General features: G+C 73.9%; 26 protein-coding genes. 11 read left to right on the top strand and 15 right to left on the bottom strand.

The window, feature by feature from the left end; all coding sequences use genetic code 11:
* Positions 1–4: 4 nt before the first annotated feature.
* On the bottom strand, positions 5–808 hold the full coding sequence (locus ACYVDA_RS19055) for a TrmH family RNA methyltransferase (protein ID WP_460820079.1): 804 nt from the start codon (positions 806–808) through the stop codon (positions 5–7).
* Positions 808–2,181, bottom strand: a complete 1,374-nt coding sequence (cobA, locus tag ACYVDA_RS19050; RefSeq protein WP_460820078.1) for a uroporphyrinogen-III C-methyltransferase — start codon at positions 2,179–2,181, stop codon at positions 808–810. The genes ACYVDA_RS19055 and cobA overlap by 1 nt, the downstream gene beginning before the upstream one ends.
* A gap of 84 nt (positions 2,182–2,265) precedes the next feature.
* On the opposite strand from cobA, the gene ACYVDA_RS19045 reads away from it, so the two are divergent.
* Positions 2,266–3,231 carry an alpha/beta hydrolase gene (locus ACYVDA_RS19045; RefSeq protein ID WP_460820077.1) on the top strand — a complete coding sequence of 322 codons (966 nt, stop codon included), beginning with the start codon at positions 2,266–2,268 and terminating at the stop codon, positions 3,229–3,231.
* An 18-nt stretch (positions 3,232–3,249) separates the two neighbouring features.
* Positions 3,250–3,603 (top strand): hypothetical protein, encoded by a 354-nt coding sequence (locus tag ACYVDA_RS19040; protein ID WP_460820076.1) that lies wholly within the window; start codon positions 3,250–3,252, stop codon positions 3,601–3,603.
* A 24-nt stretch (positions 3,604–3,627) separates the two neighbouring features.
* Here ACYVDA_RS19040 and ACYVDA_RS19035 read toward each other — a convergent pair whose 3' ends face one another.
* The 5 genes from ACYVDA_RS19035 to ACYVDA_RS19015 form a co-directional block, all read right to left on the bottom strand.
* Positions 3,628–4,479 (bottom strand): SDR family NAD(P)-dependent oxidoreductase, encoded by an 852-nt coding sequence (locus ACYVDA_RS19035; protein WP_460820075.1) that lies wholly within the window; start codon positions 4,477–4,479, stop codon positions 3,628–3,630.
* 279 nt (positions 4,480–4,758) lie between these two features.
* Positions 4,759–5,562, bottom strand: a complete 804-nt coding sequence (locus ACYVDA_RS19030) for a sulfite exporter TauE/SafE family protein (protein WP_460820074.1) — start codon at positions 5,560–5,562, stop codon at positions 4,759–4,761.
* Positions 5,559–6,713, bottom strand: coding sequence for an SPFH domain-containing protein (locus ACYVDA_RS19025; RefSeq protein WP_460820073.1), 1,155 nt, complete (start codon positions 6,711–6,713; stop codon positions 5,559–5,561). Before ACYVDA_RS19025 ends, ACYVDA_RS19030 begins: the two co-directional genes overlap by 4 nt.
* Positions 6,714–6,773: 60 nt before the next feature.
* Positions 6,774–7,274 (bottom strand): NfeD family protein, encoded by a 501-nt coding sequence (locus ACYVDA_RS19020; protein ID WP_460820072.1) that lies wholly within the window; start codon positions 7,272–7,274, stop codon positions 6,774–6,776.
* 46 nt (positions 7,275–7,320) lie between these two features.
* A complete protein-coding gene (locus tag ACYVDA_RS19015; protein WP_460820071.1) occupies positions 7,321–8,103 on the bottom strand; it encodes an ABC transporter ATP-binding protein in 783 nt (260 codons plus the stop codon).
* Positions 8,104–8,247: 144 nt separating this feature from the next.
* On the opposite strand from ACYVDA_RS19015, the gene ACYVDA_RS19010 reads away from it, so the two are divergent.
* The 4 genes from ACYVDA_RS19010 to ACYVDA_RS18995 all read left to right on the top strand — a co-directional run bounded on the left by ACYVDA_RS19010 (position 8,248) and on the right by ACYVDA_RS18995 (position 12,523).
* Complete coding sequence (locus ACYVDA_RS19010) at positions 8,248–8,949, top strand: hypothetical protein (protein WP_460820070.1); 702 nt, start codon at positions 8,248–8,250, stop codon at positions 8,947–8,949.
* A 27-nt stretch (positions 8,950–8,976) separates the two neighbouring features.
* Positions 8,977–10,215: a phosphoserine phosphatase SerB gene (gene serB / locus ACYVDA_RS19005; RefSeq protein WP_460820069.1), complete on the top strand. Its 1,239-nt coding sequence runs from the start codon at positions 8,977–8,979 to the stop codon at positions 10,213–10,215.
* A 49-nt stretch (positions 10,216–10,264) separates the two neighbouring features.
* Positions 10,265–10,906 (top strand): TetR/AcrR family transcriptional regulator, encoded by a 642-nt coding sequence (locus tag ACYVDA_RS19000; RefSeq protein WP_460820068.1) that lies wholly within the window; start codon positions 10,265–10,267, stop codon positions 10,904–10,906.
* A 168-nt stretch (positions 10,907–11,074) separates the two neighbouring features.
* Entirely contained in the window at positions 11,075–12,523 is a 1,449-nt protein-coding gene (locus ACYVDA_RS18995; RefSeq protein WP_460820067.1) for a flavin-containing monooxygenase, read from the top strand.
* Positions 12,524–12,569: 46 nt separating this feature from the next.
* Here the strand turns inward: ACYVDA_RS18995 and ACYVDA_RS18990 are convergent, their stop codons facing one another.
* On the bottom strand, positions 12,570–13,106 hold the full coding sequence (locus tag ACYVDA_RS18990; protein ID WP_460820066.1) for a SixA phosphatase family protein: 537 nt from the start codon (positions 13,104–13,106) through the stop codon (positions 12,570–12,572).
* 33 nt (positions 13,107–13,139) lie between these two features.
* Between ACYVDA_RS18990 and ACYVDA_RS18985 the strand changes: the two genes are divergently transcribed.
* Positions 13,140–14,126, top strand: coding sequence for a cyanophycinase (locus ACYVDA_RS18985; RefSeq protein WP_460820065.1), 987 nt, complete (start codon positions 13,140–13,142; stop codon positions 14,124–14,126).
* Positions 14,119–16,929: a cyanophycin synthetase gene (cphA, locus tag ACYVDA_RS18980; protein ID WP_460820063.1), complete on the top strand. Its 2,811-nt coding sequence runs from the start codon at positions 14,119–14,121 to the stop codon at positions 16,927–16,929. The genes ACYVDA_RS18985 and cphA overlap by 8 nt, the downstream gene beginning before the upstream one ends.
* 103 nt (positions 16,930–17,032) lie before the next feature.
* Here the strand turns inward: cphA and ACYVDA_RS18975 are convergent, their stop codons facing one another.
* From ACYVDA_RS18975 to ACYVDA_RS18960, 4 genes are read right to left on the bottom strand one after another with little or no spacing between them, the layout of a single operon-like run.
* On the bottom strand, positions 17,033–18,682 hold the full coding sequence (locus ACYVDA_RS18975; RefSeq protein ID WP_460820062.1) for an NYN domain-containing protein: 1,650 nt from the start codon (positions 18,680–18,682) through the stop codon (positions 17,033–17,035).
* Positions 18,679–20,112 carry an MFS transporter gene (locus ACYVDA_RS18970; RefSeq protein ID WP_460820061.1) on the bottom strand — a complete coding sequence of 478 codons (1,434 nt, stop codon included), beginning with the start codon at positions 20,110–20,112 and terminating at the stop codon, positions 18,679–18,681. Before ACYVDA_RS18970 ends, ACYVDA_RS18975 begins: the two co-directional genes overlap by 4 nt.
* The gene (locus ACYVDA_RS18965; protein ID WP_460820060.1) at positions 20,109–21,794 is read right to left on the bottom strand and encodes a Mur ligase family protein; all 1,686 of its coding nucleotides are present in this window, start codon (positions 21,792–21,794) and stop codon (positions 20,109–20,111) included. Before ACYVDA_RS18965 ends, ACYVDA_RS18970 begins: the two co-directional genes overlap by 4 nt.
* A 7-nt stretch (positions 21,795–21,801) precedes the next feature.
* The gene (locus ACYVDA_RS18960; RefSeq protein ID WP_460820059.1) at positions 21,802–22,014 is read right to left on the bottom strand and encodes a dodecin; all 213 of its coding nucleotides are present in this window, start codon (positions 22,012–22,014) and stop codon (positions 21,802–21,804) included.
* A 163-nt stretch (positions 22,015–22,177) separates the two neighbouring features.
* Between ACYVDA_RS18960 and ACYVDA_RS18955 the strand changes: the two genes are divergently transcribed.
* Complete coding sequence (locus tag ACYVDA_RS18955) at positions 22,178–22,435, top strand: DUF3099 domain-containing protein (protein ID WP_460820058.1); 258 nt, start codon at positions 22,178–22,180, stop codon at positions 22,433–22,435.
* A complete protein-coding gene (locus ACYVDA_RS18950) occupies positions 22,432–22,656 on the top strand; it encodes an acetone carboxylase (RefSeq protein WP_460820057.1) in 225 nt (74 codons plus the stop codon). The genes ACYVDA_RS18955 and ACYVDA_RS18950 overlap by 4 nt, the downstream gene beginning before the upstream one ends.
* A 23-nt stretch (positions 22,657–22,679) precedes the next feature.
* Here the strand turns inward: ACYVDA_RS18950 and ACYVDA_RS18945 are convergent, their stop codons facing one another.
* On the bottom strand, positions 22,680–23,033 hold the full coding sequence (locus tag ACYVDA_RS18945) for a hypothetical protein (protein ID WP_460820056.1): 354 nt from the start codon (positions 23,031–23,033) through the stop codon (positions 22,680–22,682).
* Positions 23,034–23,079: 46 nt separating this feature from the next.
* Entirely contained in the window at positions 23,080–24,117 is a 1,038-nt protein-coding gene (gene moaA / locus ACYVDA_RS18940; RefSeq protein ID WP_460820054.1) for a GTP 3',8-cyclase MoaA, read from the bottom strand.
* Between the two features lie 73 nt (positions 24,118–24,190).
* Between moaA and ACYVDA_RS18935 the strand changes: the two genes are divergently transcribed.
* Entirely contained in the window at positions 24,191–24,976 is a 786-nt protein-coding gene (locus tag ACYVDA_RS18935) for an SURF1 family cytochrome oxidase biogenesis protein (RefSeq protein WP_460820053.1), read from the top strand.
* Here ACYVDA_RS18935 and ACYVDA_RS18930 read toward each other — a convergent pair.
* Positions 24,941–25,696 (bottom strand): SDR family oxidoreductase, encoded by a 756-nt coding sequence (locus tag ACYVDA_RS18930; RefSeq protein ID WP_460820052.1) that lies wholly within the window; start codon positions 25,694–25,696, stop codon positions 24,941–24,943. The two genes, ACYVDA_RS18935 and ACYVDA_RS18930, sit on opposite strands and share 36 nt — an antisense overlap.
* Positions 25,697–25,846: the final 150 nt, after the last annotated feature.

The raw sequence follows: 25,846 nt of genomic DNA, 5'->3' as shown, positions 1-25,846 counted from the left end.
CCGCTCAGCGACGCGCGGCGACGTAGCAGGCCAGGGCGGCCGCGGCCGCGACGTTGAGGGAGTCGACGTCGGCGCGCATCTCGATCGTAGCCCTGACCTGCGCAGATGCCTCCCAGCGGGGCGAGAGGCCGTGCCCCTCGGAGCCGAGCACGAGGGCCACGCGGTCTAGACCGAGCACCGCCTCCTCCAGCGGCACCGCCCCCTCCCCCAGGGTCAGCGCGATGGTGGTGAACCCCTGCTCGGAGAGGTCCGGCAGTGCCGACCACCAGTCCGGCAAGCGGGTCCAGGGCAGCGCGAAGACCGCCCCCATCGCCACCTTGACCGCGCGGCGGTAGAGCGGGTCCGCGCAGCGCGGGGACAGCAGCGCGGCGTCGACCCCGAGGGCGGCCGCACTGCGCAGGACCGCCCCGACGTTGGTGTGGTCGACGAGGTCCTCGAGCACCACGACCGTGCGGGCGCCCTCGAGGACCTCGGCGACGCTGGGGAGCGGCGTCCGGGCCAGGGAGGCCAGGGCCCCGCGGTGGACGTGGAAGCCGGTGACCTGCTCGGCCAGCGCCTCGGAGACGACGTAGCAGGGCGCGTCGCTGGCCCCGAGCACGTCGGCCAGCCCCTCGAGCCAGCGCGGCGCCATCAGGAAGGACCGCACCGGGTAGCCGGCACCGGCCGCCCGGCGAACGACCTTCTCGCCCTCGGCCAGGAACAGCCCGTGCTCGGCCTCCAGCGACTGGCGCAGCTGCACGTCGCGCAGGTCGCGGTAGTCGGCCAACCGCGGGTCGGCGGGGTCGTCGATCTCGACGTACGTCGCCACTAGGACTCGTCCGCCGCGGTCGGCGCCGGTGCTGACGGTGCCGTCGGGCCGGGCGTCCGGCCGAACGCCTCCGGGTGGGCCACCGCGACCACGTCGCCCACGACGATCACCGCCGGCGGCTGGACGGCCTCGCGCCGCAGCGCCTCGGCGAGCCCGCCGAGGGTGGCCAGCACGGTGCGCTGGGTGGGCATGGTGCCGTCGCAGACGACCGCGACCGGCGTACGTGGGTCGCGGCCGCCGGCCAGGAGCGCCTCGGCGATCCGGGGCGCGTTCTCCACCGCCATCATCAGCACCAGGGTGCCCCGCAGGCCGGCCAGCGCCTCCCAGCGCACCAGGGAGTCCGGGTGACCGGGCGGCAGGTGGCCCGAGACGACGGTCAGGTCGTGGGTGACGCCGCGGTGCGTGACCGGGATGCCGGCCACGGCCGGGACCGCGAGCGGGCTGCTGATGCCGGGCACGACGGTGACCGGGACCCCCGCCGCGCGGCAGGCCTCGACCTCCTCGTAGCCGCGGCCGAAGACGAAGCTGTCCCCGCCCTTAAACCGCACCACCCGCGCCCCCGCGAGCGCCCGCTCCACGATGATCCGGTTGATCTCGGCCTGCTGGGCCGAGCGCCCGCGCGGGAGCTTGGCGACGTCGACGATCTCGGTGTCGGCCGGGAGGTCGCCCAGGAGCTCGCGCGGCGCCAGCCGGTCGGCCACCACGACGTCGGCCGCCATCAGGGCCTTGCGCCCCGCGATCGAGATCAGCTCGGGGTCCCCCGGCCCACCGCCGACCAGGACCACGCGACCGGTGCGCGCGTCGTCCGGTCCGGGCCCGGGAGGGACCGCACCCGCGAGCCCGGGGGCGTCCCCCTCCGACGACGTCGCCGCGGTGGGACGCAGCCCGAGGGAGCCGTCGCGCAGCCCCTCGACGATGTCGTCGCGCAGGCGGGCGTGCCGGCGGGGGTCGCGGTCGGCCGGCGAGCGGCCGAGGACGGCCACCGTGGCGCCGTCGTGGCTGCCGGTGGCCGGGGTGAAGGCCGAGGACGACGCAGCGTCGTCGGCCCGGACGCAGAACACGCGGGCGGCCTCGGCGAGGTCGCCGACCCGGACGTTGACGGCCGGGTCGTCGGTGGCGGCCAGGACGTACCACGCCCCCGCGAGGTCGGTGTCCTCGAACCCGCGCCGCTGCCAGTGGACCTCGCCGGACCCCACCAGGCCCTCGATCGCCGGGGTGACCTGCGGCGCGACCACCTCGACGACGGCCCCCGCGACGAGCAGGCCGGGCACCCGTCGCTGGGCGACCGACCCGCCGCCCACGACCAGGACGCGGCGGCCGGCCAGGCGCAGGCCGACCGGGTAGGTCGGCACGTCGGGTGTCTCGCTGCTCACCGGGCCATTCTCCCGCGCCCCGCGCCGGCCGCTCGCCCGCCTCCGGTGGGCGGACCGGACCGGGCTCGGTGGCATGATCGGCCGGTGAGCGAGACCACCACCACCGACGTCCTGGGGGCCCCCTACACCGTGCGGACCCTCACCCTGCGACCCGACGCCGAGGGCGAGGTCGTCGCGACGCTGGTCCACCGGCCCGCCGGGTCCCTCACGCGGCGAGCGGTGCTGCACGTCCACGGGTTCTGCGACTACTTCTTCCAGACCGCGGCCGCCGACTTCTGGGTCGAGCGCGGCTACGACTTCTACGCCCTGGACCTGCGCAAGTACGGCCGCTCGCTGCGCCCCCACCAGACCCCCAACTTCGTCACCGACCTCGCGGAGTACCACGAGGAGCTCGACGCGGCGCTCGCGCTGGTCACCGCGGACCACGACGAGGTGGTGGTCTCGGCGCACTCCACGGGCGGTCTGACCGTGCCGCTGTGGCTGGCCGACCGGGGCCTGCGTCCGGCGGCGGTGTTCCTGAACTCGCCCTGGATCGACATGCACGGCGACGCCTTCACCCGGCTGGTCGCGATGCCGGCCATCCACCGGCTGGGGCGGGTCCGCCCCCACCAGGTGATCCCCCGCGAGCTCAACGGGCTCTACACCCAGAGCCTGCACAGCAGCCACCTCGGCGAGTGGGACTTCGACCTCGACTGGAAGCCCGAGACCTCGTTCCCCGTGCGGGCGGGCTGGCTGCGCGCCGTCCGCGAGGGCCAGGCCCGGCTCGGGCGAGGACTCGACCTGACCTCACCGGTGCTGGTGGTGACCTCGACCCGCAGCGGCCACCCCACCTCGCAGGGCGACCCCGACCTGCTGGCCACCGACGTGGTGCTCGACGTGGACCGCATCCGTCGCCGGGCGGGACTGCTGTCCTCGCACGTCACGCTGGCCCAGGTCGAGGGCGCCCTGCACGACGTGACGCTCTCCCCCGAGCCGGCCCGCAGCCGGGTCTTCGACGAGCTGGGTCGCTTCCTGTCGGCGTACGTCGAGAACGGCGCGCCCCGACCCTGACTCCGCTAGCGTCGCCGCATGGATCCCGTCACCGGACTCGCCCTGGCCCGACTCACCCTCGGCACCGTCTCGCTCGTCTCCCCGCGCCTCGCGGCCCGCACGTTCCTGATGAACCCCGGCACCAACCCGCAGCTCGTGCCGATGACGCGACTGTTCGGCTCGAGGGAGGCCGCGCTCGGCGCGATCACGCTGCTGAGCTCGGGCAAGGCCCGCCAACAGGTCGTCCAGCTCGGCGTCGCCGTCGACGGGGCCGACGCCCTCACCGGCCTCGCCGGCGCGGTCAAGGGCGAGGTCTCCAAGCCCGCCGGCCTGCTCCTGGCCGCCGTCGCGGTGGGCGCGGTCGTGGTCGGCGTGCGCGAGCTCACCGACTAAAAGGCCCGGCCCCGCGACCCGGGGTCAACCCAGACCCACCAGCGCGGCCGAGCGCTCCCACAGGCCGTCGATGACGCGCTGGTCGTGGGCCTGCCCGGCCTCGCGACCGTCGATGGTGAAGCGGCTGAAGTAGCGACCCTGGATCTCGGGCGCGGGACCGCGCTCGGCCAGCGTCACCAGGGGTGCCGCGCCCTCGGGCACGCTGATCGTGGCGAGGCGCTTCAGCGGGGTGCGGTAGGCCAGGCCGACCAGCCAGGAGTCGCGGCCGAACGAGCTGCCCACCGGACCCGGGTGCACCGCCGCCGACACGACGCCGTCGCCGGACCAGCGCTGGGCGATGCCGCGGGTGAAGACGATGTTCATCAGCTTGCCCGTGCCGTACGCCGGGAACTCGATCGCGCGCCGGTGCTCGTAGTCCAGGTCGTCAAGCTTGATCCGCCCGATCAGGTTGCCGATGCTCGAGGTGTTCAGGACCAGCGAGCGACCGGCTGCCGTCAGCCGGTCGTGGAGCAGGTTGGTGAGCAGGAACGGGGCCAGGTGGTTGACCTGGAAGTTCGGCTCGTGGCCGTCGTGGGTGCGGGCCGAGGGCTTGAAGGTGCCGCCGGCGTTGTTGAGCAGCACGTCGATCGAGCCGACCCGCTCGGCGACCTCGCTCGCCAGGCGGCGCACGTCGTCGAGGCGGGAGTAGTCCGCGACCAGCGGCTCGGTGCCCACCGCCTCGGCCACCGGGCGCAGCTTGTCCGCCGAGCGTCCGGTCACCAGCACCGTCGCCCCGCGGTCGGCCAGCTGCCGCGCCGCCTCGGCGCCGATCCCGTCGCTCGCCCCGGTCACCAGCACGGTCCGGCCCGTCATGGTCTGCCCTGTCTGATCCGTCATGCCCCCGACCCTAGGGACACCCCCTGACAGCCGCGTGACGCGGCCTCAGGGACGCGTGGTCGTACGCCGATCCCGCGGCGTCCAGCCGCTGGCCGTCGAGCCCGACCCGACGCACCGGCAGGTCCTGGCGCGCCCGACGCCGCTGCGAGAGCGCCCACCCGCGGTCCGACGGCTCCACCGCGTCGATCGACTCCACCGCCTCGGGGAGGTGGCGCAGGTTCAGCCCGCCGCCGAAGCCGAGCGTCCGCCGGTCGCGGTGTGGACCAGCAGCGCGCCCGGTCAGCGGAGGAGGAAGGAGATCACCGCGGCCACGCCGACCACGACGATCAGCACCCGCAGGGCCATGGGGGGCAGGCGGCGGCCGACGGTCGCGCCGAGCTGGCCCCCGACCACGGAGCCGACGGCGATGAGGCCGGCGATCGGCCAGTCGACCGTGCCGACCGCACCGCCGGGCAGGAACGGCACGTCGACGTAGGCCAGCAGGATGAAGACCAGAGCGGCGATGCCGTTGACGATCAGGGCGAGCACGTTCTTGGTGGCGTTGTGGCGCTGCATCGTGTCGGCGACGCCGATACCCAGCACGGCCATCAGCAGCACGCCCTGGGCGGCGCCGAAGTAGCCGCCGTACACGCCGGCGCCGAAGACCGCCGGCCAGACCCACCACACGCCGTGCTCGGCGATGCCGCCGCGCTCGGCCGCCCGGGCCGCCACCCGGCGCGAGATCCGCGGGCCGGCGATCACCAGGGCGCAGCCGAGCAGGATCAGCACGGGCACGACGGCGTCGAAGGCGGCCGAGGGCAGCACCAGCAGGAGCAGCGCCCCCACGATGCCGCCGCCCAGCGAGGCCGACCCCAGGCGCAGGAGCCGGGCGCGCTGGCCGGTGAGCTCGGCGCGGTAGCCGATCGCCCCCGACAGCGACCCGGGCGCGAGCCCGATGGTGTTGGAGACGTTGGCGGTGACCGGTGGGATCCCGAACGCCAGCAGGGTCGGGAACGTGATCAGCGTCCCCGACCCCACCACGGTGTTGATGGTCCCGGCGGCCACCCCGGCGAGCAGGACGGCGACGATCTCCCAGGCGCTCACGGACCGGCGGGCGCCTCACCCGGGTCCGCGGCACCGGTCGAGGGGGCGGCGGGGCCTGCCGACGTGTCGGCCTCACCGGTGCGCGACGACCCGCCCACGCCGCGGGCCGAGGCCTCGGCGGCGGCGATCGCCTTCTGGACCTCCTCGTTGGCGGTGCTCAGCGAGGAGTCCACCGAGGCCACCTCCGAGGGCGGTGCGCCCATGTCGACGCGGTTCTTGACCCCACCGGTGTGCTGGGGGATGCCGGCGACCTGGTGCAGCGAGGAGCCGAGCCCCTCGAGCGCCTTGGTGATCTCGGAGGGGACGACCCACACCTTGTTGGCCGACCCCTCGGCGATCTTGGGCATCATCTGGAGGTACTGGTAGGCCAGCAGGCCCTGGTCGGGCTGGCCGTCGTGGATGGCCTGGAAGACCGTCTGGATGGCCTGGCCCTCACCCTGGGCCTTGAGGATCGCGGACTCCCGCTCGGCCTGGGCCCGCAGGATGACCGCCTCGCGGTCGCCCTCGGCGTTGAGGATCGAGGACTGCTTGTTGCCCTCGGCGGTGAGGATGGCGGACTGGCGCTGGCCCTCGGCGGTGAGGATGGCGGCGCGCTTGTCGCGGTCGGCGCGCATCTGCTTCTCCATCGAGTCCTTGATGGAGGGCGGCGGGTCGATCCCCTTGATCTCGACGCGGCCGACGCGGATGCCCCAGCGTCCGGTCACCTCGTCCAGCACGCTGGACAGGCCGCGGTTGATCTCCTCGCGCGAGGTCAGCGTCTGCTCCAGGTCCATGCCACCGACGATGTTGCGCAGGGTCGTCATGGTGAGCTGCTCGACCGCGGAGATGTAGTTCGCGATCTCGTAGGTCGCCGAGACCGGGTCGGTGACCTGGAAGTAGATGACCGTGTCGACGGCGACGGTCAGGTTGTCCTCGGTGATCACGTTCTGCGGCGGGAAGGACACGACCTGCTCGCGCATGTCGATCACGTAGCGGACCCGGTCGATGAAGGGGGTCACGATGTTCAGACCCGGCGACAGGGTCGCGCGGTACTTGCCGAAGCGCTCCACGATGCCGGCCCGCGCCTGCGGGATGATCCGGATGGTCTTCGCCAGGACGAGCACGACGAAGACCAGGAAGGCCACGAACAGGATCAGCAGTGCTGCTCCCATGACTACCCCCAAGAGGTTGTGTGTGTCGGGTCGACCCTAGGCCCACCCGTGGACGGGCACCTAGGACCCCAGGGCCCCGGGTCCGGGTGTCGGGGGACCCGAGGGTCCGAGCGGGTGCGTGCGCAGGACGTACGCCGTGGCGCCCTTGATCTGGACGACGTCGACGGCCGCGCCGGCCTCGATCTGGTCGTCCTCGTCGTAGGGCTGCGCGGTCCACTCCTCGCCGCCGATCTTGACGCGGCCGACCGCGCCGAAGCGCAGCTCGCGCACCACCGTGGCCCGCTGGCCGATCAGGGCGTCGGTGCCGGTGCGCAGGTCGGGACCGCCGTGCAGTCGGCGTACGACGCCGGGACGGATCACCCCGAGCAGTCCCACCGATGCGACCAGCGCCAGGACGATCTGCAGCGCGACCGGCCCGCCGAGCAGCGCGGTCAGCATGCCGACCAGTGCCCCACCGGCGAGCATCACCAGGAACAGGTCCAGGCTGACCAGCTCGAGGGCGGCGAGGCCCACGCCCAGCGCCAGCCAGGCCTCCCACATGTGGTCCCGGAGCCAGTCCATGGACCGAGCCTAGCCACCGGTCCCGCACGCGGCGGGCCTCACGGGCTCAGGCCCGGCGTGCTGCGAACCGGCCGTCGACCTCGGACAGCGCGAGCCGCATCCCGAAGGTCTCGGAGAGCACGTCGGCGGTCAGCACGTGCGGGATCGGACCGGCCGCGACGACCGCCCCCTCGCGCAGCATCAGGGCGTGGGTGAAGCCGACCGGGATCTCCTCGACGTGGTGGGAGACCAGCACCGTGGCGGGGCTGTACTCGTCCATCGCCAGCGTCGACAGCGTCGAGACGAGGTCCTCGCGGCCCCCGAGGTCCAGGCCCGCGGCCGGCTCGTCGAGGAGCAGCAGCTCGGGGTCGGTCATCAGCGCCCGCGCGATCAGGGTGCGCTTGCGCTCGCCCTCGCTCAGGGTGCCGAAGGTGCGGTCGACCAGGGCGCCGGCCCCCACCTCGCGGAGCAGCTCGGCGGCGCGCTCGTGGTCGAGCTCGTCGTACTTCTCCCGCCACCGCCCCACCACGCCGTACGACGCGGAGACGACCACGTCGCGGACCAGCTCGTGGCGCGGGATCCGCTCGGCCACCGCGGCGCTGGTCACCCCGATCCGGGGGCGCAGCTCGAACAGGTCGACGGTGCCGACGACCTCGCCGAGGATGCCGACCACCCCGGAGGTGGGGTGGATCTGGGCCGAGCAGAGCTGGAGCAACGTGGTCTTGCCGGCGCCGTTGGGCCCCAGGACGACCCAGCGCTCGTCCTCCTCCACGGCCCAGTCGACGCCGTCGAGCAGGGTGGAGGCCCCTCGTCGGACGGTGACGTCGGCGAGCTCGAGCACTGCGTTCACGGTGGTGGGACCTCACGGTTCGGACGGCCAGGCGCTGCCTGCGTGCGGTGACCCAACCTACCGGCCGGGGTGGCCCTCGCCGGGGCGGGCCACGCCCCGGGGCGCCGCTGCCGGCCCTCCCGGGCGCGACCTAGGCTCCTGTGCGTGACCCAGCTGCCCGTCTCCGTCGTCCTGGCCACGTGGCTCGACGCCGTGCGCGCCGGGCACGCCGGCCCCGACGAGCTCGCCGACGCGGTGCGCGACCAGGACCCCCGCCACCTGGTGGTGGACCTGCCCGAGCGCGAGGTCCTCGAGCTGGCGGCCCTGCCAGCGGCGCTCGCGGGTCCGGTGTCACTCGCGCTGCCCGCGCCAGGCGACCCGCTCGGGCTCGGCGGTCCCCCTCCCCTCACCGCCGCCGCGCTCGAGGCCGGCCAGGCCGTGATCGCGGGCCCGGTGGCGCTGGTCCCCGAGGTCGACGCCCGCACGGTGGTGTGGCGGGCCCACCGCGCCGACCCCGCGCCGTACGTCGACGCCCGCGAGTCCGCCAGCGAGCTGCGCACCACCCTCCTCGAGGTCACGCGGCGGCTGGTCGACCTCGACGTCGCGGCCTGGGCGCCGGAGGTCCCGGACGTGCTGATGAACCTGCGCCACCGGCCTGCGCTGCCGCTGCCGCCCGGGATGGACCCACGGCTCGTGGAGTCGATCGAGCGCGGCGTGCTCTGCCTCGAGGTGGTCGAGCTGGCCCGGACCGACGAGGGCGGCGCCGTGTCGGCGTACGAGGTCTCGCAGCGGCGCGCCGCCCTGGCCGACCTCGACCGCGCCGCCCGACGGGCGCTGGTCGGCGCCTGCACGGGCCGCGCCGGCTGACCCGCCGACCCGGCTACCCTCGTGCCCGTGCTGGACCCGACCCCCGCCCCTGGCCCGCGCGAGCCCGCCCGCACGCTCCTGATCACGCTCACCGGCAAGGACCGGCCCGGCGTGACCTCGCTGGTCTTCGACACCCTGGCCCGCTTCGGCGTCGAGGTCGTCGACATCGAGCAGATCGTGCTGCGCCGCCGCCTGATCCTCGGGCTCCTGGTGAGCGCCCCACGCGACTGGAACCCGCTGCGCGAGGCGATGGAGGCGGTGGCCGCCCGCCTGGACATGACCATCGAGCTGTCCCAGGGCTCCGGTGACAACCGGCCCCGTCCCGAGGGCCGCAGCCACGTGACCGTGCTCGGCACCCCGCTGCGCTCCCCCGCGGTCGCCGCGATCGCCGGCCGGATCGCCGACACCGGGGCCAACATCGACCGCATCGAGCGGATGGCGCGCTACCCGATCACCGCCATCGACCTGCACGTCTCCGGGGTGGATCCCGAGCGCCTACGCGACGTGCTGGCGCGCGAGGCCTCCGCCCAGGGCGTCGACATCGCCGTCCAGCCGGCCAACCTGATGCGCCGCGGGCAGCGGCTGATCGTGATGGACGTCGACTCCACCCTGATCCAGGGCGAGGTGATCGAGATGCTCGCCGCCCACGCCGGCTGCGAGGAGGAGGTCGCCCGGGTGACCGAGGCGGCCATGCGCGGCGAGCTCGACTTCGCCGAGAGCCTGCGCTCGCGGGTCGCCCTGCTCGAGGGCCTGCCCGCCACCGTCCTCGACCAGGTGTACGCCGACCTGGTGCTGGCCCCGGGCGCCCGCACGACCGTGCGCACCCTCAAGCGGCTCGGCTACCGCTTCGCGATCGTCAGCGGCGGGTTCTCCCAGCTCACCGACCGCCTGGCCGCCGAGCTGGAGATCGACTTCGCGCTGGCCAACGAGCTCGAGATCGTCGACGGGAGGCTGACCGGGCGCGTCCTGGGCCGCATCGTGGACCGGGCCGGCAAGGCCGAGGCGCTGCGTCGCTTCGCTGCCGAGAGCGGGGTCCCGGTGAGCGCCACGATCGCGATCGGGGACGGCGCCAACGACCTCGACATGCTCAACGCGGCGGGCCTCGGGATCGCCTTCAACGCCAAGCCCGTGGTGCAGGAGGCCGCCCACACGGCCGTCAACGTGCCCTACATGGACGCCGTCCTCTACCTGCTCGGGATCAGTCGCGAGGAGATCGTCGCGGCCGACGCCGAGGCCGGCCTCGCCACGCCCGAGCCCCCGGTCTGAGCGCGGTCCGCGACGGCCGGGTGGGCCCGGCGTCGGGCAGGATGACCGCGTGAGCACCGACCCGGGCCGCCCCTACGCCGGCGAGAGCCAGCAGGACCGCACGGCCCGACGACGGCGCCAGCTCCTCGACGCCGGCCTGGAGCTGTTCGGCTCGATCGGCTTCCGCGCCACCACCGTGCGCGTGCTGTGCCGCCGGGCCAAGGTGGCCGACCGCTACTTCTACGAGGCCTTCGACCACACCGAGGACCTGCTGGTCGCGGTCTACGAGGAGTGCCTGGACCGGCTGGTGGCCGCGGTCGCCGAGGGGGCCGCCGTCGTGCCGGCCGAGGCCGAGCTCGGCGTCGTCGCCCGCTCCGCGCTGGAGGCGTTCTTCGCCGTGGCCGAGGACGAGCACCTGGCCCGCGTGGTGTGGCTGGAGGTGCTCGGCGTGAGCCCGCGGGTCGACGCGGCGTACCGCGCGGGCATGCAACGCTTCGCCGCCCTGCTGCTGGACCAGGTCGCCGAGCGACGGCCCGACCGCGTGGGCGACCCGGTCGCGGACGCGGTGGTCGCCACGGCCGCGGCCGGCGGGATCAGCCAGGTCGCCACCGACCGCCTGCTGGCCGGCCACAGCACCTCGCGCGCCGCCGTGGTCGAGGCGACGGCGCGCTTCCTGACCGGGGTCTCCGCGGCCCTCGACGTCAGCGGCTGAGACGTCGGCGGCGGCCCGACCCGACGCCCGCCCGACGTCCTGCCTGAAGCCCCACGCGGCGGCCCCGAGCCCGCGTAACCTCCCTCACACCGGATTGAGAATCGCGCGTCCTCACTTCTAGAGTGATGACGGTCGTCTTCAGACATGACCCTGCGAGGGAGTTTCCCCATGAGCACGCACACCGTCGTCATCATCGGCAGCGGCTTCGGCGGCCAGTGCGCCGCGATCAACCTGCTCGAGCGGGGCATCGAGGACTTCGTGATCCTCGAGCGGCGCGACTTCATGGGCGGCACCTGGGCGCAGAACAGCTACCCCGGCGCGGCCGTCGACGTGCAGTCGCCGCTCTACTCCATCGCCTCGGAGCCCTACCGGTGGACCAAGATGTTCGCCGACCAGGCCGAGCTGGAGGAGTACACCCACCACGTCATCGACAAGCACGGGCTGCGCGAGCGCACCCGGCTCGAGACCGAGGTCCAGCAGCTCACCTGGACCGGCAGCGCGTGGGAGGTCGAGACCAGCCAGGGGCTGTTCACGGCCCAGTTCGTCATCAACGCCTCCGGCCCGCTCAGCACGCCGGTGGTGCCGGAGTTCCGGGGTCGCGCGACCTTCGCCGGGGCGCAGTTCCACACCAACGACTGGGACCACTCGGTCGACCTGACCGGCAAGAAGGTCGCCATCGTCGGGTCCGGCGCGAGCGCCGCCCAGGTCATCCCGGCCATCCAGCCCGAGGTCGAGGAGCTGCACGTCTTCCAGCGCTCGCCGCACTGGGTGCTCCCCCGGCCCGACCGGGACTTCTCGCGCTGGCAGCGCCGGCTGCTCGGCGTGCGCCCGCTCTACCGGGCGCTGCGCACGGCCATCTACTGGGGCCTGGAGATGCGGGTCGTGGGCTTCAAGTACTCCCGCACGGCCCTGAAGCTGGTCGCCGAGCGCCACGCCCGCAAGCACCTCGCCGAGCTGGTCCCGGACCCGGCGCTGCGCGAGCGGCTCACGCCCGCCTTCACCATCGGCTGCAAGCGGATCATCCTGTCCAACACCCTCTACCCCGCGCTCTCGGCGCCCAACGCGACCGTGCACGACCGCGACGGCGGCATCGCGGAGGTCACCCCGGCGGGCATCACCACCACGGACGGCCAGCAGCTCGACCTCGACGTGATCGTGTGGTCGACCGGCTACGACGCCACCGACGGCGTGATCTCCTACCCGGTCGTGGGCCGCGACGGCCAGAAGCTGTCGTCGTTCTGGGAGGAGTTCCCGCGCGCCTACCTCGGCACGACCATGCCCGGCTTCCCCAACCTGTTCCTGATCACCGGCCCCAACACCGGCATCGGGCACACCTCCGCGATCTTCGTGATCGAGGCCCAGCTGGAGTACGTCGTCCGCGCCCTCGAGCACACCCGTCGCAGCGGCGCCCGCACGCTCGAGGTCACCGCCGAGGCCGAGGACGACTACACCGCGATGATCCACTCCGAGATGGAGCAGACGGTGTGGAAGCAGGGCGGCTGCACGTCGTGGTACCAGTCCCGCGACGGCCACGTGATCGCGATGTTCCCCGGCTTCTCCTTCACCTTCCGGCGGTTGGCCAAGGACTTCAAGCCCGAGGACCACCGGGTCGCCTGAGCCGCCTCGGCCCCGCTGCTCGCGGGCCGGGACGCGTCGTGCCGGGTCAGCTGCCGACGTGGGCCCGGACCAGGCGCGAGGTCCCGGTGTCCAGCTCGCTCCACGGCACCGTGACCTCCAGCACCGCCACGGCACCGGTGGGCAGCCCGCCGCTGACCACGCGGAAGGCGTCGGGGTCGGGGTCGCCGGCGTCCAGCAGCACCGCCAGCGAGGCGGCCGTCGGGTTGTGCCCGACGTAGAGCACCGTCCCGGCGTCGGCCGGCACCGCCCGCAGCAGGTCCAGCGCCGTGTCGGCGTCCGCGGCGTACGCCGCCTCGGAGAAGTCCGCCTCCACGGTGCACCCCGAGGCGGCCGCGACCTGCGCCCAGGTGGCGCGCGTGCGCACCGCGGCCGAGACCAGCGCGTGGTCGGGCAGCAGCCGCTCGGAGGCCAGCCACTCCCCCGCCGCACGGGCCTCGCGCTCCCCCCGGTCGGTCAGCAGCCGGCGGTGGTCCTCGTCGCCGTAGGGCTCGGCCCGACCGTGACGCATCACGACCAGGACACGCCCCCGGACGGGATGATCGTCGGTGGAAGAGGCGCTCACAGCGTCAATCTTCCACCCCTTAGTCTTCCTGTCATGCCAATCGGTCCCACACCCACGGCGGGATCCCCTCGCGGCGACCTGCTCGTCATCGGCGGTGCTGAGGACAAGCTCGGCAAGCGCACCATCCTCACCGAGTTCGTGCGCCGGGCCGGCGGGTCCGACGCCCGCATCGCGGTCGTGCCCACCGCCTCCTCGCTCGGGCAGGAGATCGTCGACGTCTACGCCGCCCTCTTCGAGAAGCTGGGCGCCGGCGAGGTCTACGCGGTGCGTCCCGAGCACCGGGCCGACGCCTCCGACCCGGCCCTGGTCGCCGAGCTCGAGCGGGCCACCGGCGTCTTCATGACCGGCGGCAACCAGCTCAAGCTGTCCACGGTGATCGCCGGCACGCCCTTCGGCCACGCGCTGGTCGCGGCCCGCGAGCGCGGCGTGACGATCGCCGGCACCTCGGCCGGCGCCAGCATCCAGTCCTCCCACATGGTGGCCTTCGGGCCCGGGGGCTCGACCCCCAAGCAGCGGATGACCCAGGTGGCCGCGGGACTGGGGCTGGTGGAGAACTGCGTGATCGACCAGCACTTCGCCCAGCGCAACCGCTACGGCCGGCTGCTGATGATCGTCTCCCAGAGCCCCCAGCTGCTCGGCCTGGGCGTCGACGAGGACACCGCCGCCGTGGTCAGCACCACCGAGGACGGCCACGAGGTGATGACCGTGGCCGGGCGCGGCTCGGTGACGGTCATGGACGGCACCCACATGGTCTCCAACGCCCACGAGGCCAAGGAGCGCAAGCCGATCCTGGCCTCGGGCGTGGTGCTGCACGTGCTGCCCGCCGGGGCCCGCTTCGACCTGACCGACCGGCGGCTGCTGCCGACCCCGGCCGCCGACGACCCGGTCGAGGCCGAGGCGATCGCCTCGGCCCACCACGACCTGCGCAAGATGACCCGCGACATCGCGGCCGGCGACGTGTCGCCGTCCGTGCTCCGTCGCCGCCTCGCCCGCCGAACCAAGGGAGACCGTGATGAGTGACCAGCGCAGCGACCGGACCACCACGATCAGCTCCGGCGGACGACCCGCCCCCGACCTGGCGATCCTGGAGACCCGGGTCTACCGCGGCGCCAACGTGTGGTCCTACGACAAGGCCATCCACCTCGTGGTCGACCTCGGCGTGCTCGAGGAGTTCCCGACCAACACGCTGCCCGGCTTCACCGAGCACCTCCTCGAGGAGCTCCCGGGCCTGCGCGAGCACTCCTGCTCACGTGGCCGGCGCGGCGGCTTCGTCGAGCGGCTCCACGAGGGCACCTGGCTGGGCCACGTCGCCGAGCACGTCGCGCTGGCGCTCCAGCAGGTCGTCGGCCACGACATCCGCCGCGGCAAGACCCGCGCGGTGAAGGGCCAGAAGGGGCACTACAACATCGTCTACGGCTACGTCGACGAGCAGGTGGGGCTGGCGGCCGGCCGGCTCGCCGTACGTCTGGTCAACCACCTCGTAGAGCCCGACCCCGAGCTCGACTTCGAGGCCGAGCTGGACTCCTTCATCCTGCGCGCCCAGCGCACCGCCTTCGGCCCCTCCACCCAGGCCATCATCGACGAGGCGGTCTCGCGCGACATCCCCTGGATCCGGCTCAACCAGCACTCGCTCGTGCAGCTCGGCCAGGGCGTCCACGCCAAGCGGATCCGCGCCACCATGACCTCGGAGACCAGCTCGATCGCGGTCGACATCGCCTCCGACAAGGACCTCACCACCCGTCTGCTCTCGGCCGCGGGCCTGCCCGTGCCCAAGCAGGAGTCGGTGCGCACCGCCGACCAGGCCGCGGCCGCCGCCCGCCGGATCGGGTTCCCGGTCGTGGTCAAGCCGCTCGACGGCAACCACGGCCGCGGCGTCTGCCTGGACCTCCAGGACGAGCAGGAGGTGCGCGAGGCCTTCGTCGTGGCCGAGGAGCAGTCCCGGCGCGGCTGGGTCATCGTGGAGTCCTTCGTGACCGGCAAGGACTACCGCTGCCTGATCATCGACGGCCGGATGGCCGCCATCGCCGAGCGCGTGCCCGCCCACGTCGTGGGTGACGGCGCCAGCACCGTGCGGGCCCTGGTCGACCTCACCAACGCCGACCCGCGCCGCGGCGTGGGCCACGAGAAGATCCTGACCCGGATCAAGGTGGACGCCGCCGCCGAGGAGGTGCTCGCCGACCAGGGTCACAGCCTGGACTCGGTGCCGGCCGAGGGCGAGATGGTCAAGCTCGCGCTGACCGGCAACATGTCCACCGGCGGCATCTCCATCGACCGCACCTTCGAGGCGCACCCGGAGAACGTCGAGATCGCCGAGGAGGCCGCCCAGATGGTCGGCCTCGACATCGCCGGCATCGACTTCATCTGCCCCGACATCACCCAGCCCGTGCGCGAGACCGGCGGCGCGATCTGCGAGGTCAACGCCGCCCCGGGCTTCCGGATGCACACCCACCCGACCATCGGCGAGCCGCAGTTCATCGCCAAGCCGGTCGTCGACATGCTCTTCCCCGTCGGGGCGCCGAGCCGGATCCCGATCGTGGCCGTCACCGGCACCAACGGCAAGACCACCACCAGCCGGATGATCAGCCACATCTTCAAGGGGATGGGCCGCAAGGTCGGCATGACCTCCACCGACGGCGTGGTCATCGACGAGCGCCTGCTGATCCGCGCCGACGCCTCGGGCCCCCGTAGCGCCCGGATGGTGCTGCAGAACCCGCGCGTCGACTTCGCGGTCTTCGAGGTCGCCCGCGGCGGGATCCTGCGCGAGGGCCTGGGCTACGAGCGCAACGACGTCGCCGTGGTCCTCAACGTGCAGCCGGACCACCTCGGCCTGCGCGGCATCGACACCGTCGAGCAGCTCGCGGACGTCAAGGCCGTCCTGGTCGAGGCGGTGCCGCGCAACGGCCACGCCGTGCTCAACGCCGACGACCCGCTGGTGCGCGAGATGCGCCGTCGCTGCTCGGGCCAGGTGGTGTGGTTCTCGATGGCCGAGCCGGGCTCGGAGGAGCGCGAGATGATCGACGCCCACTGCCGCCGCGGCGGCAAGGCGGTCGTCCTCCAGCCGACCGAGCGCGGCGAGATGATCGTCGTGCGCCACGGCGCCCGCGACATGCAGCTGGCGTTCACCCACCTGCTGCCCGCGACCTTCTCCGGGCGGGCCCGGATGAACGTCCAGAACGCCCTGGGGGCGGCCGCCGCGGCCTTCGCCGTCGGCGCCCCGCTGCACGACATCCGCCAGGGGCTGCGCACCTTCTCCACCAGCTACTACCTCTCCCCCGGTCGTCTCAACGAGATCGAGGTCAACGGCGTCAACGTCATCGTCGACTACTGCCACAACGCCCCGGGCATGCGGATGCTCGGCGACTTCGTGGACCGCGTCGGCGAGGGGCTCGACTCCGGCAGCGAGCTGGGCAAGCCCTCGCGCATCGGCGTGATCGCCACCGCCGGCGACCGCCGCGACGAGGACATGCGCGAGCTCGGCGAGGTCGCGGCCCAGCACTTCGACGTGGTCGTCGTCCGCGAGGACGTCGCCCTGCGCAAGCGCGAGCGCGGCGAGACCTCCGCCCTGGTCGCCGAGGGAGTACGCCGGGCCATGGACGCCGGCGCCCGCTGCAAGCAGCTCGAGGTCATCCACGACGAGATCGAGGCCGTCCACCACGCGATGTCGCGCGCCAACCGCGGCGACCTGCTCGTGGTGTGCGTCGACAAGCACCCGCAGGTGATGTCGGAGCTGGAGAACTGGTCGCCGCACGCCCAGGCCGGCGCCTCGGCCAGCGACGAGTTCCCCCAGGCCGACCCCGACTGGACCCCGCCCGCCGAGGCCTGAGGCCCGGGCCGGGTCCCTGGGGTAGACCGCCGGCTGGGCCTCGGGGTCCCGGGGCCGCGCCGCCGTCTGGGCGACCCGGCCTGGCTCGGGGCTGAACCCCGGCCTACTCCGAGGCCGGCCCGGCCTGGCGGGTGGCGCGCCTGCGCGTCGTCCGCGTGGCGACCGGGGCCGTGGTCGCCGGCTGGTCGGCGGGCTCCTGCGCCGGGGTCTCGGCCGGGGGTGCCGCCTCCGTGACCGGGGCCGACTCCTCGACGGTCGCTGCCGACTTCTTGGTCGCCGTCCTGGTGGCCGCCGTCTTGGTGGCTGCGGTCTTCTTGGCCGCCGTCTTCTTGGTGGTGGACTTCTTCGCCGCCGACTTCCGCGCGGCCGTCTTCTTGGTCGCCGCCTCGGGCGTGGGGTTCTCCTCGCCCGACGGGGCGTCCCCCTCGGACGGCACCTCGGCCGACCCCTGGGTCGCCCCCTCGGACCGGGCCGCGGCGTTCGCCCGGGCCTGGGCCTTCGCGTCCGCACCGGCCTGGGCCGCGACGCGGGCCTCCTCCTCGGCCTGGGCGCGGGCCTCGGACGAGGACGTCGTCACCTTGACCGCCGGAGCGCGACGACGCGTCCGCCGCTCGGTGGCGTCGTCGGGGCCGGTCTGGGCCGCGTCGCCCGGCTCCTCCGCCGACGGCGTCGCCGCCTCGCGGGGAGCGGGCTCGTCCTGCGCCGCCTGCTCACGGGGGGCGGGAGCAGCCTCCGCGGGCTGCTCCTTGGCGTCCTCGGCCCTCGGCGTGCGGCCGGTGGGCTCCTGGGGCGCCTGCTCCTGGGGAGCCGGCTCCTTGGCGGGCTGGGCCTTCTGCGACTGGTCCTTGGTGCGCTCGTCCCGGCGCGACTGGTCCCGTCCGGACTGGTCCCGACCGGATTGGCCCGCGGGCCGGGCGCCCTTGATCCGGGCCCACAGCTCGGAGCGGCCACCGGCCCCCTGGACCGACTTGGTCTCCAGGTAGGGCTGGGCCTTGACCAGGTCGCTCAGCTTGGCGAAGTCGTAGGTGCGGGGGTCGAACGACGGGTCGGTGCGGTTGAGGTGGTTGCCCAGCGCCCCGACGGTGGCCCAGTTGTCGTCGTCGCCGGGCATCTTGTTCAGCGCCTTGGTCAGCTTGCTCTGCAGGTTGCCCCGCGTCACGGGGGCGACGTCCTCGTCACCGGTGGAGGCCTGGCGGGGCGACTCGGACCGACCCGAGGACGACGTCGAGCCGCGACCCGACTCCGAGGACGACCCGTGCGAGGAGCCGTGGTCCCCGCCGTCGCCGTTGCCGTCGGTGTCCGGCTCGCTGTCGGGGTCGCGCAGCACCTCGAGGAAGGTGAACTTGTCGCAGGCGTCCTGGAACGGCTTGGGGGTCTTGCGCTGCCCGACGCCGTAGACGACCTTGCCGGACTCGCGCAGGCGGGTCGCCAGGCGGGTGAAGTCGGCGTCGCTGGAGACGATCACGAACCCGTCGAGGTGACCGGCGTAGAGCAGGTCCATCGCGTCGATGATCAGCGCCGAGTCGGTGGCGTTCTTGCCGCTGGTGTTGGCGAACTGCTGGATCGGGGAGATCGCGTGCTTGTGCAGCTGTCCCTTCCACCCGCGCAGCCGGTCGTTGGTCCAGTCGCCGTAGGCCCGCTTGACGGTCAGGGTGCCGTAGCCGGCGAGCTCCTCGAACATCTCCCGCGTCATCTTCGGCGAGGTGTTGTCGGCGTCGATCAGGACGGCGAGACGGATCAGGTCGTCACTCATGGGGTCTCCTCGGTGGTGGTGCGGCGGGTCGGCGTACGCCCTCCCGTGCCGCGCAGGCCGAACCAGGACACGGCACCGCCGAGGAGCAGCATCGCAGCCGCCACGACCAGCGCGCGACGGTAGCCCCCCGTGAGCGCGACCGGGTCGGCGTACTCCCGACCTGTGAGGCCCACCAGGGCGGGCAGCGCGGCCACCGCCAGCAGCGACCCGGCGCGGGCCACGGCGTTGTTGATGCCGCTGGCGACCCCGGCGTGGCTGTCGGGGACGGCGGCCAGGACGGTGACGGTCAGCGGCGAGACCAGCGAGGCCAGACCGAGGGCGAAGACGGTGACGCCGGGCAGCACGTCCACGGCGTACGACGCCCCGGGGCCGACGCGGCTCAGCAGCAGGGTCCCGCTCGCGCACAGCACCGGCCCGACCGCCATCGGCACCCGCGGGCCCAGCCGCGCCGCCAGCACCGAGAGCCGGGAGGACAGCAGCAGCATCACCACGGTGATCGGCAGGGTGGCCGCGCCCGCCGCGACCGGGCTCCACCCCAGCGTGGTCTGCAGCTGGAGCACCAGGAAGAACAGCACCGTGCCGAGCGCGCCGTAGACCAGCATCGACATCGCGTTGGCGGCGGCGAAGACCCGCGAGGAGAACAGCGCCACGGGCGCCATCGCGTGCGGGCGGCGCTCGAGGACCACGAAGACCGCCCACGCCAGGACGGCGAGCACCGCGACGGCCACGACCTGGGCCGGCCCGAGCGAGCGCCAGGCGGTCAGGACGTACGTCGTGGAGCCCAGCGCCACGACTCCGACGGCGGCACCGGCCACGTCGAAGCGGCCGGTGGTGCCCTCGTCGCGCGTCTCCGGCACCCGCAGCCCGAGCAGCACGACGGCCAGGCACAGCGGCAGGTTGATCGCGAAGATCCAGCGCCAGCCGGCCTGCTCGACCAGGAACCCGCCCAGGAACGGACCGACGGCGGTGGCCAGTCCGGAGACCCCCGCCCAGGTGCCGATCGCCGCGGGGCGGTCGGCCCGGGCGAAGCTGGCCTGGAGGATGGCCAGCCCGCCGGGGACCATCAGGGCCGCGGCGATCCCCTGGAGGACCCGGAAGGCGACCAGCTGGGTGGGGTCCTGGGCCAGCGCGCACAGCCCGCTGCCGAGGGCGAAGCCGACCACGCCGACGAGGTAGGTCCGACGGCGTCCCAGCCGGTCGCCCAGCGCGCCGCCCACCAGGATCAGCGAGGCCAGGCTGAGCAGGTAGCCGTTGGAGATCCACTGCAGCTGGGTCAGCGAGGCCCCCAGGTCGGTGCCGATGCGGCGCAGCGCGATGTTGACCACGGTGCCGTCGAGCAGGGCCACCCCCGAGCCGAGGATGACCGTCGCCAGGACGAGTCGTCCTCGGGCCGAGTCGAGGGTGAGCGCGCCGTCCGTCGGGGTGCTCACCCGGCGGCCCGGCGTACCTTCTCGCGCAGCTGGTCCGGCCCGTCCGGCGTCGCCCCGACGCCGGCCAGCCAGTCGTAGACCTCCTGGCGCTCGGCGTGGCACATCAGCCCCACGACGTCGCCGGGTCGCGCGATCCCGACCAGCGCCTGCAGCGAGGCGAGCTCGGTCGGGTGGGTGTCGATCTCGGTGACCCCGACCCGCTCGGCCCCGGCGCGCAGGAGGGCGTCGATCTCCTCGACGGTGCGGGTACGGAGGTACTTCTCCTTGTGCCCGATGGCCACGAGGTCGGCGTCGCGGGCGGCGATCTCGCCCAACATCTCGATCAGGTCGTCGGTGCGGTCACCGACGGCCCCGAGCCCGAGCAGGATCCGGCCGCCCTCGGGACGCACGCCGCGCATGATCTCGACCATGGCCTCGAGGCCGGCCTCGTTGTGGGCCAGGTCCATCACGACCGAGAGCTCGCCGAGGGTGAAGAAGTTCATCCGGCCCGGGTTGTGCTCGGCGTCGGGGGTGAACGAGCGCAGGCCCGCGACCACGTGCTCGCGCGGGATGCCCGCGGCCAGCGCGGCCGACGTCGCGGCCAGGGCGTTCTCGACGTTGAAGCGGCTCAGCCCGCTCAGGGTCATCGGCACGTCGACGACCTCGACCAGGGGGTCGGCGTCGTTGCCGTCGAGCACGGTGATCCAGCCGTCCAGGACGGTGGTGGCGCGGCCGTGCCCGGCGAGCACCTCGCGCAGCGCCGGGGAGTCGGGGTCGCGGGAGAACACCCAGGCCCGCGCCGGGGTGGTCAGCCGCATCGCGAAGACCCGCGGGTCGTCGGCGTTGAGCACGGCCCAGCCCTGCTTGCGGGTGATCCGGGGCACGACGCCCTTGACCTCGGCGAGCTGGTCGACGGTGTCGATGCCCTGCATGCCGAGGTGGTCCGCGGTCACGTTCGTGACGACCGAGACGTCGTTGCTGACCACCCCGATGCCCTTGAGCAGGATGCCGCCGCGGGCGGTCTCGGTCACCGCGAAGTCGACCTCGCGGTGGGCCAGCACCCGGGCCGCGCCCGAGGGGCCGGAGTAGTCGCCGGACTCGACCATCGCGCCGTCAACGTAGACGCCGTCGGTGTTGGACCAGCCCACGAGGTGGCCGGCCTCCCGGGCGATGTGGGCCACCATCCGCGAGGTGGTCGTCTTGCCGTTGGTGCCGGTGACCGCCACGACGGGCACCCGCGGTCGGATGGTCGTCGGCGCCGGGCCGCGCGGCACCGAGGTGACGCGGGCGACCGCCTCCTCGACCAGCGTCGAGACGTCGTCGGCCCGCTCCAGCCCGTCGATCACCCCGGCCACGGCCTCGCCCAGCGCGCGGGCCCGGTTGCGGTCGCGCCAGGGGTAGGCCACGACGAGCCGGTCGGGCTCGCTGGTGGGGCGCACGCGGATGCCCAGGCGGGTGGTGCCGGCGTCGCTGGCGACCCGGCGCACGAGCAGGGTGACCAGGCGCGCGATCGAACGCTGACGGAAGCCGCTGACCGGCAAACCCGCGCGGATCGAGCGCAGCCCGAGGCGCTCGGCCAGTCGGCGTACGTCGGACTCGGGCGCCCGGGACAGCGCGCTGACGTCGAGCGTCAGCTTGATCGCCGCCCGGGGGAAGTACAGGTTGGGTCCCTCCAGGACCCGCAGCTCGAGCAGGGCGGGCACGGCTGGGTCAGTCGTCCTCGAGGCGGAAGCCGAGCTTGATCCCGACCTGGAAGTGCTCGACCTTGCCGTCCTTGACCTGGCCGCGCACCTGGGTGACCTCGAACCAGTCGACGTGACGCAGCGTGCGGGCGGCGCGCTCGACGCCGTTGCGCACGGCCTGGTCGATGCCCTCGGGCGAGGTGCCGACGATCTCGGTGACGCGGTAGGTGCGGTCGGACATCGGAGGCTCCTGGGGGATTGGGTGTGGCACGGGGTGACGTGGGCGGGGCCCAGGATGCCACGTCTCACACCCGCTCGCCCTTGGGCCCGCACAACCCCGACGTAGGCTGGCAGACGTGGCCCCCGCTCGCAGAACTCGGACGTCTCGCACCGGCCCTGAGCCCGTGCGCATCACCAACGCACCCGGCAACCGTCGCGACGACCTGAACAAGCGGCGCAAGCGCTACCTCGCGTCGATGAGCCTGCGCTCCATCTGCTTCGTGTGCGCCGTCATCGTCGGGTCCGGGCCGTTCCTGTGGGTGTTCCTGGCCGGCGCGCTGATCCTGCCCTACATCGCGGTCGTGGTGGCCAACAGCGCCGCCCCGCGCATCGAGGGCACCGAGCTGGTCGCCCCCGAGCAGCAGTACCGCGAGCTGCGGTGACCGTCGAGCCGTCCGGGCCCGCCGAGGGCCCGGAGTCCCCGGTGTGCTCGGCCAGGGGTTGCACCGCGCCCGCCGAGCACGAGCTGCGCTGGAACAACCCCAAGCTGCACACGCCCGAGCGGCGCAAGGTGTGGCTGGCGTGCGAGGACCACCGCGAGAGCCTCGCGCAGTTCCTGGCCGCCCGTCAGTTCCTGCGCGACGTCGCCCCCCTGGGGTCCTGAGGGGCGGAGCACGCCGACGACGGTCAGGTCGGCGCCGGTACGCCGTCCCTGGCGGCCGCCTCGACCGGTCGGTCCCCCAGCTCACGTCCGGCGGTCCACCCGACCAGCGCCACCAGCGCCCCGAGCCCGAGCGCCCCGCCGCTCAGCCAGCGCCCCTCGACGACCGAGGCGTGGCAGGCCCGCCGCTCCGCTGCCGTCGACCCGGGAGCGCCCTCGGTCGGGCCGGTCGCACCGGGGACCAGCCACGACACCGGCAGCGGCGTGCCGCAGGAGACCTCGCGGCCCCCGACGGTGGCCGACCGCGGCTCGGTGCCGACCGCGAAGCCGCCGGTCCACAGCAGCACGCCGACGGCGAGGACGAGGCGGGCGCGCAGCACCGCACCAGGATGCGACCCGTGGCGGGCCGCTGACAAGACCGGGCGATCAGCCGCCGATGGCCGACATGGGACGGGTGGGCTGGAGGAACAGGTCGTCGTCGATGCCGTGGCCGGGACGCTTGGTCATCATCGCCAGGCGCCAGCGGTCGGCGATCTCCTGGTCGGTCGCGCCGCCGCGCAGCGCCGCGCGCAGGTCGGACTCTTCCCGGGCGAAGAGGCAGTTGCGGACCTGGCCGTCGGCGGTGAGCCGCACCCGGTCGCAGTCGCCGCAGAACGGGCGGGTGACCGAGGCGATCACGCCGACCGTGGCGGGCCCGCCGTCGACCAGGAAGGTCTCGGCCGGGGCGCTGCCGCGGTGCTCGGGGTCGGGGGTCAGGGTGAACTCCGACTCCAGCGAGGCGAAGATCTCCTCGGCGGTGATCATCTCGGTGCGCGACCAGTCGTGCTGGGCGTCCAGCGGCATCTGCTCGATGATCCGCAGCTGGTAGCCGCGGTCCAGGCACCACCGCAGCAGCTCGGGCGCCTGGGTGTCGTTGACCCCGCGCAGCAGCACCGCGTTGACCTTGACCGGCCCCAGGCCCGCCTCCTGCGCCGCCGCGAGGCCGGCGACGACGTCGTCGAACCGGTCCCGGCGGGTGATCTGGTGGAAGGTGTCGCGCCGGATCGTGTCCAGGCTGACGTTGACGCGGTCCAGACCGGCGTCGGCGAGCGCGCGCGCCGTACGGGCCAGGCCCAGGGCGTTGGTGGTGATCGAGGTCTCCGGACGGGGTGAGAGCGCCGTCGTCTGCGCCACGATCGAGGCCAGGCCCCGTCGCAGCAGCGGCTCGCCGCCGGTGAACCGGACCTCGCGCACGCCCAGCAGCTCGACGCCGATGCGCACCAGGCGCACGATCTCGTCGTCGTCGAGGGTCTGGTCGGTGGGCAGCCAGTCCAGTCCCTCGGCCGGCATGCAGTAGTTGCAGCGCAGGTTGCACCGGTCGGTCAGGGAGACCCGGAGGTCGGTCGCGACCCGGCCGTAGGTGTCGACCAGCCCGGAGGGACCGTGCGACCCGTCGGGGGTCGGTGCGTGCGTGGAGGAGGTCACACCCCGCAGTCTAGGACCGGCACCCGCGGGGCCTGGGCCACGGAGCCTGGGCGGAGCGGCATACGCTCGTTGCGTGAGATTCCTGCTGAGTCGGCGCTGGGTGCTGTTCCTCCTCGCAGTGGTCGTGCTCGCCTACCTCGCCCTGCTCCTGGGCCAGTGGCAGTTCCACCGCCTCGACGACCGCAAGCAGACCAACCGCACGACCAGGACCAACCTGGGGTCGGTGCCCCTGCCGGTCGGGCAGGTCATGTCCACACGCCAGGACCCTCCGGCGTCCGCGGAGTGGCAGCGCGTGACGATCCACGGCCGCTACGACGACGCGCACACCATCGTGCTCAAGTACCAGACCCGTGACGCCGGCCCCGGTGTCGACGTCGTCACACCGCTGGTCACCGCGGACGGCTCCGCGGTGCTGGTGGACCGGGGCTGGCTCGGCACCGACAACTCCGGGGCCACCCGCCCGAACCTGCCTGCCGCGACCTCGGGGGACGTCACCGTGACGGGCTGGGTGCGCCGCGACGCCACCGGCGGCGCGACCACCGTGGCCGACCTGGAGACGCGGGCACTGTCCTCCCGGGCGGCGGCCGGGGTGCTCCCCTACCCGGTCAAGCGCGGCTTCGTCGACCTCGCGCTGCAGAGCCCGGCGCCGTCGCACCACCTGGCGGCGATCGAGCTCCCCGACGACACCAGCAACGGCCCGCACTTCTTCTACGGCCTGCAGTGGTGGTTCTTCGGCGGACTGGCGGTCTTCGGCTTCCTCTACCTCGCCTACGACGAGGTCAGGCAGCGCCGGGCCGGTCGCGCCGGCGGTCCCCGCCCCGGCTCACAGCGCGCGCAGCATCCCGCCGTCCACGGGTAGCACCACACCGGTCACGAACGACGCGGCCGGGCTGAGCAGGAAGGCCGCGGCGGCCCCGAACTCCTCGGGCCGTCCGTAGCGCCCCAGCGGGATGCCGGCCAGGGCCCTCTGCTTGGCGCGCTCGGCGTCACCGGTCGAGGCGTCGAGCTCGGCCACCCGGTCGGTGCCGACGCGGCCGGGCAGCAGCCCGTTGACCCGTACGCCGCGCGGGCCGAGCTCGTCGGCCATCGTCTTGGCCACCATCGCCAGCCCGGGACGCAGCCCGTTGCTGACCGCGAGGCCACCGATCGGCGCCTTGACCGAGCTGGACAACACGAACGCGATCGACCCGCCCTCCCCCAGCCGCGCCGCCACGGTGCGGGCGACCCGCACCGCCCCGAGGAACACGGACTCGAAGCCGGCGCGCCAGGCCTCGTCGGGGGTGTCGGCCACGGTGCCCGGGGCCGGGCCGCCCACCGAGACCAGCGCCCCGTCCAACCGGCCCCAGGTGTCCAGGGCCGCGGCCACGACCCGGTCGGCGGTGCCGGGGTCGGCGTTGTCGGCCTCCACCGCCACGGCCGCCGGCCCGAGGTCGGCCACGGCGGCGTCCAGGCTCTCCCGGCTGCGACCGGAGAGCACCACGCGCGCCCCCTCGGCCACGAGCAGGTCGGCGGTGGCGCGGCCCAGGCCGCGCGCACCCCCGGTGACGACGAAGACACGGTCGGTCAGTCCCAGGTCCATCGGGCCAACCTACGACGCCGACGCCGGGCGGTCCCGCAGCCGACCACACCAGCCCCCTCGCGCGCCAGACGCGCCCCCTCGCCCGCCAGACGCGCCCCCTCGCCCGCCAGACGCGCCCCCTCGCGCGCCAGATGGGCCTCCTCGGGCGCC

Source organism: Nocardioides korecus, assembly GCF_054778395.1.
This window is presented reverse-complemented; position numbering and strand designations above follow the sequence as displayed.

Excerpts from the sequence above, each read along its gene's own strand:
- ACYVDA_RS19040 (WP_460820076.1), top strand. The coding sequence starts at position 3,250 with ATGGATCCCGTCACCGGACTCGCCCTGGCCCGACTCACCCTCGGCACC.
- ACYVDA_RS18995 (WP_460820067.1), top strand. The coding sequence starts at position 11,075 with ATGAGCACGCACACCGTCGTCATCATCGGCAGCGGCTTCGGCGGCCAG.
- ACYVDA_RS18960 (WP_460820059.1), bottom strand. The coding sequence starts at position 22,014 with ATGTCCGACCGCACCTACCGCGTCACCGAGATCGTCGGCACCTCGCCC.
- cphA (WP_460820063.1), top strand. The coding sequence starts at position 14,119 with ATGAGTGACCAGCGCAGCGACCGGACCACCACGATCAGCTCCGGCGGA.
- ACYVDA_RS19035 (WP_460820075.1), bottom strand. The coding sequence starts at position 4,479 with ATGACGGATCAGACAGGGCAGACCATGACGGGCCGGACCGTGCTGGTG.
- ACYVDA_RS18930 (WP_460820052.1), bottom strand. The coding sequence starts at position 25,696 with ATGGACCTGGGACTGACCGACCGTGTCTTCGTCGTCACCGGGGGTGCG.
- ACYVDA_RS19025 (WP_460820073.1), bottom strand. The coding sequence starts at position 6,713 with ATGGGAGCAGCACTGCTGATCCTGTTCGTGGCCTTCCTGGTCTTCGTC.
- ACYVDA_RS19020 (WP_460820072.1), bottom strand. The coding sequence starts at position 7,274 with ATGGACTGGCTCCGGGACCACATGTGGGAGGCCTGGCTGGCGCTGGGC.
- ACYVDA_RS18975 (WP_460820062.1), bottom strand. The coding sequence starts at position 18,682 with ATGAGTGACGACCTGATCCGTCTCGCCGTCCTGATCGACGCCGACAAC.
- ACYVDA_RS18985 (WP_460820065.1), top strand. The coding sequence starts at position 13,140 with ATGCCAATCGGTCCCACACCCACGGCGGGATCCCCTCGCGGCGACCTG.